Origin of the sequence: Novosphingobium nitrogenifigens DSM 19370 (assembly GCF_000192575.1) — a bacterium.
Classification (GTDB): Bacteria; Pseudomonadota; Alphaproteobacteria; order Sphingomonadales; family Sphingomonadaceae; genus Novosphingobium; species Novosphingobium nitrogenifigens.
Genome location: NZ_GL876929.1, coordinates 1 through 3749 on the forward strand (window position 1 = coordinate 1; position 3749 = coordinate 3749).

Here is a 3749-nt window from a genome sequence, read left to right on the forward strand (position 1 = left end):
GGAACGCGGCGTAGGCCCCGCCAGACTGCGGAACATTGCGGCATTTCCTGCGCATTATTTCACAGGGTGTCGAGCCACTCCATCAGGCTGGCATCCCGTTTCCACGAAGGGGGTACGTTGCTCGCCGCCGGCGCACCCACCTGTTCCAGCGCCTTTCGCTTGGTCTCGAGATTGGCCTGTGCGTAGTGGTTGGTCGTGTCGAGGCTGACATGCCCCAGCCAACTGCGGATAACGGTAATGTCCACTCCGGCTGCTACAAGGTGGACGGCGGTTGCGTGCCGGAAGCTGTGCGGCGTCACATGCTTGGACCGGAGCGACGGCACAGCCTTGGCTGCCTCGTCAACATAGGCGGCGAGTTTGAACCGCACGCCCGACGCGCCCAGCGGCTTGCCATATCGGTTGACGAAGATGCGCTCGTCTGGCGCACGCGGTTGGCGTTCCAGTAACTTTTCGATCAACGTCACGGTTTCCGGCCAGAGCGGACAGATCCGTTCCTTGCGCCCCTTGCCATTGAGGCGAGCGCAGTGGGGTGCATCGAACCGGATCGCGTCGGGGCACAGATCAAGCGCTTCCTGGATCCGCGCGCCGCTGTTGTACAGGAACGAGAGCAACGCATGGTCGCGCATTCCCGCGACAGTGCTCCGATCGGGTTGGGCGAGAATCGCCTCGACTTCCGCCGGCTCGAGATAGCACGGCGCGGATGTCGGTTCCCGCTTGAGCGGTACGGTCAGAACCTCTGCGCATTGCGCGACATATTCCGGATTCCTGTCCGCCACGAAGCTGAAGAAGCTGCGGATCGCGGCGAGCCGGCAGTTACGCGTGCCGATCGTGGACCCGCGCCCATGTTCGGTATGGTGGAGGAACGCGCGCACCTCGTCGGCAGAGATATCGGCCAGTGCGACTCGCGCGACCCCGCCGCCTTTTCGCTCGGCGATAAAGCGCAGCAACAGCCGCCAGGTGTCACGATAGGACCGGATCGTATGGACCGAAGCACTGCGTTGCTCGACCAGCCATTCCTGGAAGAACGCCCGCAACAGAGAGGGGAACGGGTTGCTTCTCGTCATGGCCGCGCCTCCATGGTGAGGCATCGGGCGCCGACGGCACGGAAGCGTTCGCTTGCTTCCTGCAGCAGATCCTGCGTGACGGTGATGTAGACCAGCGTGGAGTTGATATCCCGGTGGCCCATGTAGGTGGAGAGGAAGTGCAGCTTGTCCTGCGGATTGACGCCGGCCCGGTACCATTGGAGTATCCGGTTGACGACCATCGAATGGCGCAGATCGTGAACGCGCGGCCCCGTTCGCCCGGTCGGGGCCTTGAACCCGGCGCGGCGCATGACATCGGTGATCATCGTCGAGACAGACCGCGGCGTGTAGCGATCATTGAAGTGCCCGTGCCAGAACAGACCTGATTCCGGATTTTGCGGCGCACCTGCGCGCTGCCTTGCATCGATATAGGCGCGCAGTTCGGCGAGGACGCTGCCTGTCAATGGCAGGATCCGGGTCTTGTAGAACTTCGTTTGCCGGATCGTGATCGTGCCCGACTGGAAGTCCACGTCGCCCAGATCGAGTCTGGCGAGTTCGCTGCGGCGCAGACCGGCACAATAGGCCAGAAGCACCATGGTGTAGAGGACCATCGGTCGCAGCGGTGCATTTGGCGACGGGTAGGAACGGGCAACATTGAGCATGTTCCGGACATCGGACGGGCTGAAGATATGCGGCCGCCGATGTTCTCGCGCCACTTCCCGTTCGGGCCGGGCGTCAAAGCGTTTCGGCGGGATGCCGGGATCGAGGCGATGCCGCGCCTTGGTCAGGAGGCGCCCGAGCTTCTGGCATTCAGCCGCGTGATTGCGAGTTGGTTTGGCCGCCTTCCAGCACGCCAGCATGGTTTCAAGCGATGACCCGGCAAGTTCGGGGTTCGCCTGAAGGAACCGGTCGAACCGCAATATCCAGTGGCCCTGCGTTTCATACTGATAGCCCCGGCTGTGCATCAGCGCGACATGATCGCGCATGAAGTCGCCCAGCACGCTGCCGAAGGGTGCAGGCTGTCGCAACGCGGCGAGTTCCTCATCGGGATTGGACGACGCCAGCGCGCGCCAGATCGGCTTGCTGTGTTTGACGTTGTACCGACGGCGAAGCGCGACAATGGGATTGTCGGCGATCAGTCCGATTTCGGCGAGGTGGTCAAGGAAGCGATCGACGATGCAGACCTGGTTCAGCAATGTCGACATTCGCCAGCGTCTTGCCATTTCCTTCAGCCAGGCCTCGAGCATCTGCCGGTCCACCGCCGGATGCCGGCGGGCAACATCTTCGAAGGTGCGAAGGAACCAGCGATAGGTCGGTACGCTTCCCGGCCGGAACTGCGATTTTACCAGGAAGGCGTCGACGACGGTGCGATCGGGATCGTGCCAGGCGCTCATGACAGCACCTCCATTCCAGGCACATCGAGTGCCACGGCTCGGAGATCATCTGTTGCCAGTTTGAGATAAGTATTGGTGGATTCGGTGGATCGATGCCCGAGCACGTCGCCGATAATCTTTTGCGGGACCGACGCCCGCAGCATTTCAACCGCACGGGCGTGACGGAACACATGCGGTCCCCGCTTCCCGGGCGGTTCGACGCCTGCGGCCGACAACCGTCCCCTGACCATGCCATACAGGTTCGTCATCGCGATATAGGGCGCGCAGGACCGGACGAAGACCTCCCGCGCTTCGGTCCGGGGCCGCCCATGGCGAAGGTAATCGAACAGCGCCTCGCCAACCGGCGCCAGGAGCGGCATGGCGGAATGCGCATTGGTCTTGGTGTGGCGGATATGCAGGGATTCTTCGCGCCAGTTCACGTCCTCAAGGCGCAGGCGACAGATTTCGCCTTCGCGCAGGCCATATGTCGCAAGCAGCTGAAGTATCGCATGATCGCGCAGCCCTCGCGGCGACAGGTCCGTCTTCGCAGCTGCCAGCACCGCCGCGATTTGCTCCGTGTCCAGCGTCGAGGGCACATCTTCATAGGCGTAGAGCATGGGACCGATGATGTGCGGGGTGAGATCGGTCGGGATACGACCCGTCCGGTGCAGATAGCGGACCACCGAGCGGAGCCGCTCCGCAACATCCGCCAGTGACTTGCGCCGCAGGCCAGGCCCGCGCATGTCCATGTAGAGATCGACATCCCTGACATTCAGTGTTGCGAGACCAGCTCCGCCGCCGCGATCGAACTGCCAGCGCAGGAAGTTTCGTGCCTCCCACATCGCCGCCGCAATGCTCGCACTCGCCAGACCGCGTTCGTCGCGCAGCCATGCCTCGTATTCGCAGCAGATCGCATGGCGGAACGCCGCGTCGGGTCCGGTCAGTTCCGGTTCGGGAGGCCATTTGCCCTGGGCAAGCCGAAGCAGCTTGGAAATCGCCGTGCGCGGCAGCTTGTGCCAGCGTGGGCTGGGATCCCGGCCATACCGGGCCTGAAAATCCTCGATCGCATAGTGGAAATACTGATCGACCTGCCCGGGCGTCACGGATTCCACCCGGATATCGCATTCGGCCAGGTAATCGAGAAACGCACGAGCATAGAGGCGATGGTTCGCAACCACCACGGGATTGTAATTTCGCTCCGTCAGGAAATTCGTGAGCTTGGCGATCAGCTCATCGTGCAACTTCAACATGATTGTCTCCTCGGTTGGTCCAGAGACCGCCGAGGTTCGCAACCAAAATAATGCGCAGCAAATTTGCGCCAGATAACGGAAATTCCGCGACTACGCCGCGTTCC

At 62.5% G+C, this 3749-nt stretch carries 3 protein-coding genes; all 3 read right to left on the reverse strand.

Annotated features, from left to right (window positions below; all coding sequences use genetic code 11):
- Positions 1-59 precede the first annotated feature (59 nt).
- From Y88_RS07900 to Y88_RS07910, 3 genes are read right to left on the reverse strand one after another with little or no spacing between them, the layout of a single operon-like run.
- A complete protein-coding gene (locus tag Y88_RS07900; protein WP_004212845.1) occupies positions 60-1064 on the reverse strand; it encodes a tyrosine-type recombinase/integrase in 1005 nt (334 codons plus the stop codon).
- Complete coding sequence (locus tag Y88_RS07905; protein ID WP_007015939.1) at positions 1061-2416, reverse strand: tyrosine-type recombinase/integrase; 1356 nt, start codon at positions 2414-2416, stop codon at positions 1061-1063. The genes Y88_RS07900 and Y88_RS07905 overlap by 4 nt, the downstream gene beginning before the upstream one ends.
- Complete coding sequence (locus tag Y88_RS07910; RefSeq protein WP_004212848.1) at positions 2413-3645, reverse strand: site-specific integrase; 1233 nt, start codon at positions 3643-3645, stop codon at positions 2413-2415. Before Y88_RS07910 ends, Y88_RS07905 begins: the two co-directional genes overlap by 4 nt.
- Positions 3646-3749 lie beyond the last annotated feature (104 nt).

Coding starts and splice junctions, on each gene's coding strand:
- Y88_RS07900 (WP_004212845.1), bottom strand. CDS start 1,064: ATGACGAGAAGCAACCCGTTCCCCTCTCTGTTGCGGGCGTTCTTCCAG.
- Y88_RS07905 (WP_007015939.1), bottom strand. CDS start 2,416: ATGAGCGCCTGGCACGATCCCGATCGCACCGTCGTCGACGCCTTCCTG.
- Y88_RS07910 (WP_004212848.1), bottom strand. CDS start 3,645: ATGTTGAAGTTGCACGATGAGCTGATCGCCAAGCTCACGAATTTCCTG.